General features: G+C 38.2%; 9 protein-coding genes. All 9 read right to left on the bottom strand.

Annotation, left to right across the window (positions count from 1 at the left end; genetic code table 11):
• Nucleotides 1-35: 35 nt before the first annotated feature.
• The 9 genes from F0226_RS21995 to F0226_RS21955 all read right to left on the bottom strand — a co-directional run bounded on the left by F0226_RS21995 (nucleotide 36) and on the right by F0226_RS21955 (nucleotide 5,994).
• A complete protein-coding gene (locus tag F0226_RS21995; RefSeq protein WP_171737632.1) occupies nucleotides 36-509 on the bottom strand; it encodes a GrpB family protein in 474 nt (157 codons plus the stop codon).
• A 134-nt stretch (nucleotides 510-643) separates the two neighbouring features.
• Nucleotides 644-1,129, bottom strand: a complete 486-nt coding sequence (locus F0226_RS21990) for a GNAT family N-acetyltransferase (RefSeq protein WP_137375585.1) — start codon at nucleotides 1,127-1,129, stop codon at nucleotides 644-646.
• A gap of 202 nt (nucleotides 1,130-1,331) precedes the next feature.
• The gene (locus tag F0226_RS21985; RefSeq protein ID WP_171737631.1) at nucleotides 1,332-1,853 is read right to left on the bottom strand and encodes a hypothetical protein; all 522 of its coding nucleotides are present in this window, start codon (nucleotides 1,851-1,853) and stop codon (nucleotides 1,332-1,334) included.
• Nucleotides 1,854-1,987: 134 nt separating this feature from the next.
• Nucleotides 1,988-2,458: a GNAT family N-acetyltransferase gene (locus F0226_RS21980; RefSeq protein WP_171737630.1), complete on the bottom strand. Its 471-nt coding sequence runs from the start codon at nucleotides 2,456-2,458 to the stop codon at nucleotides 1,988-1,990.
• A 155-nt stretch (nucleotides 2,459-2,613) separates the two neighbouring features.
• Nucleotides 2,614-3,276 (bottom strand): M23 family metallopeptidase, encoded by a 663-nt coding sequence (locus tag F0226_RS21975; RefSeq protein WP_171737629.1) that lies wholly within the window; start codon nucleotides 3,274-3,276, stop codon nucleotides 2,614-2,616.
• 146 nt (nucleotides 3,277-3,422) lie between these two features.
• Nucleotides 3,423-3,872, bottom strand: a complete 450-nt coding sequence (locus tag F0226_RS21970) for a C-GCAxxG-C-C family protein (RefSeq protein ID WP_171737628.1) — start codon at nucleotides 3,870-3,872, stop codon at nucleotides 3,423-3,425.
• A gap of 139 nt (nucleotides 3,873-4,011) precedes the next feature.
• Entirely contained in the window at nucleotides 4,012-4,713 is a 702-nt protein-coding gene (locus F0226_RS21965) for a DUF2971 domain-containing protein (RefSeq protein WP_171737627.1), read from the bottom strand.
• A gap of 236 nt (nucleotides 4,714-4,949) precedes the next feature.
• Nucleotides 4,950-5,399 carry a hypothetical protein gene (locus F0226_RS21960; protein WP_171737626.1) on the bottom strand — a complete coding sequence of 150 codons (450 nt, stop codon included), beginning with the start codon at nucleotides 5,397-5,399 and terminating at the stop codon, nucleotides 4,950-4,952.
• Nucleotides 5,400-5,607: 208 nt separating this feature from the next.
• On the bottom strand, nucleotides 5,608-5,994 hold the full coding sequence (locus tag F0226_RS21955) for a lysozyme inhibitor LprI family protein (protein WP_171737625.1): 387 nt from the start codon (nucleotides 5,992-5,994) through the stop codon (nucleotides 5,608-5,610).

Below are 5,994 nucleotides of genomic sequence, written 5' to 3'. Positions count from 1 at the left end.
AATGCCAAGCGTTGACAGTCTGCTTAAATTGCTTGTTATGCCTGTGCTAAAACGCGCTCTACAAAAGCTGACTTTTTAAGACGATATTCATCTTGAGACCAACCTACACAAGACATTTTGAGTTCATTGTATTGATGAACTAAAGACGGATTTCTACGGAGCTTATCCCTGAACCTTAAAAAACACTCAAATTCTGAGCCATTAGCGACTACTTGAAATGCAACATCATCACATGAGGAGCTTTCTAACATACATAATTCGGGAGTCCTTAATGTATCAGGCTTCTCGTTGAAACCTAAAGTTGTAAGAGCCCCCACTGACTCCTCAAGGTCGTTGCCATTAACTCCGACAAATATATCTAAATCACCTTTAGAGACAGCATTTGGAATTGAGGAAGCACCTATATGCTCAACCACAGCATCTGGAAGTAAAGCTTGTATTTCAAGTTGATATTTTCGATACAGACCTTCACAGGATGCCTGATATTGGTCAGTACTATAAAACTTCATATTATTTCCCAAAAGGCATAACGCCCAATTAAGTAGCTGACAACGCTACCAATACACTCAAACTTACCACCTAAATCACTGAAGCTAAACCGAGCTAAAAATGCCAAGCGTTGACAGTCTGCTTAAATTGCTTGTTATGTTCGTAGCCATTTGTACATGATATAGCTATCAACCAATCCTAGCTGACCATGATTGTATGCCTTGGGTATTGTGCCAATAATTGAGAAACCGAGCTTTTCCCAAAGCATAACCGCTACTTTATTAGTCGACACTACGCTATTAAATTGCATAGCATCAAAGCCAAATTCAACTGCTTTCTTTTGTGAGTGCTCACACATAAGGCGAGCAATTCCTTTGCCTCTAGCTTCACTTGATACCATATAGCCACAGTTACAAATATGACTACTTGGACCCATAGCATTTGGCTTAATGTAATAAGTACCGAGAACAACGTCATTTTCAACAAACACATAAGCTTTTAATGGCATTTCACACCACAAGGAATAAGCATCTTCCAATGTCATATTTGGTTCAAACGCGTAAGTTTCTTGAGCTTGGATCACCATAGAAAATGTTGACCAAAATGACTCAAAATCTAATTTTGTGATTTCTCTAATCATGAAATCCCTCCCGAGAACATAACGCCCAATTAAGTAGCTGACAACGCTACCAATACACTTAAACCTACTACCTTAATCACTGAAGCTAAATTGAACTGAAAATGCCAAACGTTGACAGTCTGCTTAAATTGCTTGTTATGCATATTTCACGCAAGTTCGCCAGAAGCCTAAATTTTGAGGTGTAATTTAGTCTCCTCAACCATCACTTTGTTAGGTCTAATTTCTTGCTGTACAGTAAAGCTCTTTCTGTTTTTTTCATCCATACCAACATCAATACTAAGTTAATAATCATTATAATTAGACTAACACCTGCAAAAAAATTCATTACTACTAGTAATGAATTTAGCCCCCAAAACAAATGGGTTATTTTACGATAACCTTTAAACCTCTTATAAATCAGATAGGTTTCATGAAAACAAATGTATGTTATAAGTATTAATTCAAGTAGACCTACGACCAAATATATTACTTCTTGAGTATCTACGTAAGAAAATAAAAAAACTGAAAATAGTATCGGTCCAAAATAAAGCCCACCACTGCGCTTAATTGCCCAAAATAACTGTTTACCATCATCTCTATTTTTTATACTTTTGAGTCTATGTAAACGATCAAACCTAAAATATTTATTTTCTTTTATTGTTAAATGAGTAATCCAAACGGGAGAAAGCAAAAAAGAGACCACTACACCTACAGGAACTAAAAACACTAAAATCAATTCAACCAACGTAAACCTCCTTAGGCATAACGCCCAATTAAGTAGCTGACAACGCTACCAATACACTCAAATTTAACACCGAAATCACTGAAGCTAAACCGAGCTAAAAATGCCAAGCGTTGACAGTCTGCTTAAATTGCTTGTTATACGAATTTTCCCACCAATTCCTTTGTCATAAAGTGACTATGTGGATCAAGTTCATAGTTGGCGAATGGTTCGCAGTAAGTAAACCCGAATTTCTCATACAAGTTTCGAGCTGGTTGGAAGAATTGTTGAGTACCGGTTTCAAGGCTAACTTTACTGCATCCCTTATCGATAGCAGTATTCAAAGCATGAGTTAACAACTTAGTTGCAACACCGGACTTTCGTGATGAATTAGAAGTTCTCATTGATTTCAACTCAACATGATTGGAATTGAGTTGTTTGATAGCTAGACAACCTTGTAATTCACCGTTAATCCAACCACTGAAGAATGTAATATCTGGTGATTTAAGTGCATCAACATCTAGAGCATGAACACTTTCTGGAGGTGAAGTTGCATACATATCAGCCAAGTGCTCTTCAAGCAATTCAATGACTTCACCACCCGATAAATCATCTATTTTAATTTCCATATTCCGAACTTTCCTTATTCGTATAACGCCCAATTAAGTAGCTGACAACGCTACCAATACACTCAAATTTAACACCTAAATCACTAAAGCAAAACCGAACTGAAAATGCCAAGCGTTGGCAGTCTGCTTAAATTGTTTGTTATACGCGTATTGGATTAGTTTCGTGATAATTTAGACTTGGTTAGTAATATGAATTGTTCAGGGTCTATATACCCTTTAAATATTGGAGATTCTGTTGTGTACCCCCCCATCCAACGATCGGGACCAGTTTCTGGGTATTCCATACGTGACCCCATTCTTATTGAAAAATGTATATGGGCGTTAACACCAATACCAAAGTCCTCTGAAGGGTCAGCTATATAACCAAGCAAATCCCCTTTTTTAATTGCCCCTTTTGATACTAACCAGCTTTTTAATGAAAGGTGACCGTACAATGAATAAAGGTTTTCTTTTGGGTGATCAATAATCACAACGCCAGGATAACCGTTCATATAGCCAGAATAACTTACAACACCATCAGCAATAGCGTATACCGGCTCTCCTACTTCAGCAAAATAGTCTATAGCAGCGTGATATAAATGAGGAAATCGAGAAGCAGTATTAAATGAGGCAAAACCCTGTAATTCTGAACGTGAATCCAGAGGAAATCTATATGACTCTTTTAAATTTTCAGCAATTCCCTCTAATATTGGACGGACAAGATTAAGTTCTTCATCTGCCAATCGTTGTTTCGTGTCCGTGAGTAATTTTGAACCTAAAAATACTAAAGGCAAAATAGTAAGGGTAACGATTACAATAACTTTCTTTGATATTTCCATCGATTTTCATTCCATTGACATCGAAGCGTATAACGCCCAATTAAGTAGCTGACAACGCCACCAATACACTCAAATTTACCACCGAAATCACTGAAGCTAAACTGAGTTGAAAATGCCAAGCGTTGACAGTCTGCTTAAATTGTTTGTTAGGCATTTTTGCTTAATATTTGCACTGCAATTTGAGCGGCTTTTCTGGTGTAGTTACTACAATTAGATCGAAGGTTATGAGAACGGAAATGCTCCATACCCTCTTCAGTTCCAATGTCACAGCCTAAAAGTTTATGGCAGTCTTTTGCACCGAACTCACTTTCAAATTTTTCAACTAATTCCTGCGTTGCTTCGTACGTAGTAGAGACCGTATCACTTAGAGATTCACGACCTAAAACTAAACTAATGCCCATAACCGCTCCTGATAGAGCGCCACATGGGCCACACGTTCTAGCCATGCCACTACAAAATCCAGTCGCCATTTTTGAAGCTAAATGGTCATCTACACCTTGATACTCAGCGATAGCAGAAACAACACTTTCTGCACACAAAAGCCCACTTTCAAAATGAGCTTCAGCTAACCTACCAAATTTAACTGATTCTTCCATGACAACAACCTCCTTAATGCCTAACGCCGCGTTAAGTGGTGAGCAACGCTACCACCGGACCTAAAGCATTGTGCCGTAAACACTAAACTTAAAACAAACCAAAAATGCGAAGCGTTGGGAATCCGTCTTAAACGCTTTGTTAAGCTGCAATAATTCGGTACTCTGTTTGGGACATTTTTGCCTGCACTACTTCAGGGTTAGTACCAACAGAGCTGGACAGTTGTTCCACTAACCTCTTCAACTCTTTGAAATCAGAATCGGGCATATTTACGCCAGCAATTACTCTTGAAATAAGTTTCTGGTCAAAGTTATGAATTCCCGGTCCTTTATACATAGACAGTACACGATATTCTGATTCATAAGCCCAATCTGCGGACTTAATAAGAAAAACATCTTTGACCGCATTGAAGTCATTTCCGCCAGCAGTAATAACAGGCATATTTTTAGAATACTCTACGTCCCAACCAAAAAGCTTTTCTTCCACCTTTTCCATGTTCATGTTTTCAGTTGCGTGATCAACAGTAAACTCAACAACAAAGCCTTTATGATTGTCAGCATAATGAGACCACATGAGAATATTGTCTGGTTTTTTCGTTAAACAACAAATTCCTACCTCATTAATTACCCCATTATGGAAACTTCCGTTTTCAAGCGAGCGCTTTATTCCGTTGAGCATCTGTTTCTTTTTACCGACTCTTTGAGCAGGAGATAGATTCAGCTGCCGACCAGCTTCTTTGAACAAGTCAGGACGAGATTGTACATATGCCATAGACGCTTCGATTTCATACGTGGTTTTACAGTCAAAAGGATCGTTGAATTCGGTATGATGACTAAACTTCATTGTTCCTTGGGTCAGAATACATTTTGAGCCCTCGGTAAACGGAAGGTATTTATAAAGTTTCAACTCAAATTATCCTCTTTACTAAACTTGCAGCTTAACGCCGCATTAAGGTGTGAGCAACGCTACCACGAAACCTCACCATACCACCGTAAACACAAAACCCAACGATGGAATGAAAAATGCCATGCGTTGGGAATCACTCTTAAATGCTTTGTTATGTGGACGTTTTTGAGTTATCAGTTTAATGCACTTTCGATTACTTTTCGGCATGCATGCAGTAGATCATGATATTTACCTATAATATCCCTATCCAATTCTCTCAGCTCTCTTACTACTTCAGAGTTATTATGGCTACCATCATTTTTAAAAACTATAGGGTGAATGGATCCAAACGACTCCAGAAGTGCTGTAGTGGGCTCTAACAACTCTGGAAAATATAACTTCTGTCGCATAGAAACTGTATCAAGTATTGATAAATCAGGGTAATTTCCTGAGTGAACAGGCTTACCCTTAACAAAATCGGTCTGCATTTCTACATGTGCTGTTTGTAATTTAATAATCGTTTCTAGGAAAGCTTCAAGTTTTTCGGTTTTCAATGAAATTGCTTCTTTCTTTTTCCACACTTCATGCTCTATATCGTTTTTAATCTGCTCAGTAGCTCTAGCATTTAGTTTCAGTTGTTTCAAAATTTCCTTTTGTTCCAACCTCAAAGCTTCTAACTCACCTCGCTTTTTAAAAAAGGAACCGAAGTAAGCACATAACGCCCAATTAAGTAGCTGACAACGCTACCAATATACTCAAACTTACCACCTAAATCACTGAAGCCAAACCGAGTTGAAAATGCCAAGCGTTGACAGTCTGCTTAAATTGCTTGTTATGTGCGTAGCTGATTAGTTACTGCTTAGGTTCAGGTAAAACTGGTGGAGTACTGTCCATATAGGTTAAGAAGTTTGCCCAAACCTCATGAGTTCTCTGCTTCGTCAGCTTAGTTTCACACGAAATATACATTACACCGCGAATTGTACCTTCACGCCATTGCGTATAAATAGAGTCACAATGGGAAGACATATAAGCTTGCCAGTCGTTTTGAGCAACCTTGATAGCTTTAACTAACTCAGGGTCATAAGAGTTATGCTCAAAGCTTGCATCCAAGTACTTTGACAGTTCTTCCTTTGCAGAGTCTAGTTCAATTGATGCGCACTCATTAATTTGAAGGGTATTCACAGCATTGTTGCAATCGAAAGCTACATCTTCAGCCGAAACTGTAGCAGTAAAAACCAA

Source organism: Vibrio sp. 99-70-13A1 (genome assembly GCF_013114625.1).
Taxonomy (GTDB): domain Bacteria; phylum Pseudomonadota; class Gammaproteobacteria; order Enterobacterales; family Vibrionaceae; genus Vibrio.
This window is presented reverse-complemented; position numbering and strand designations above follow the sequence as displayed.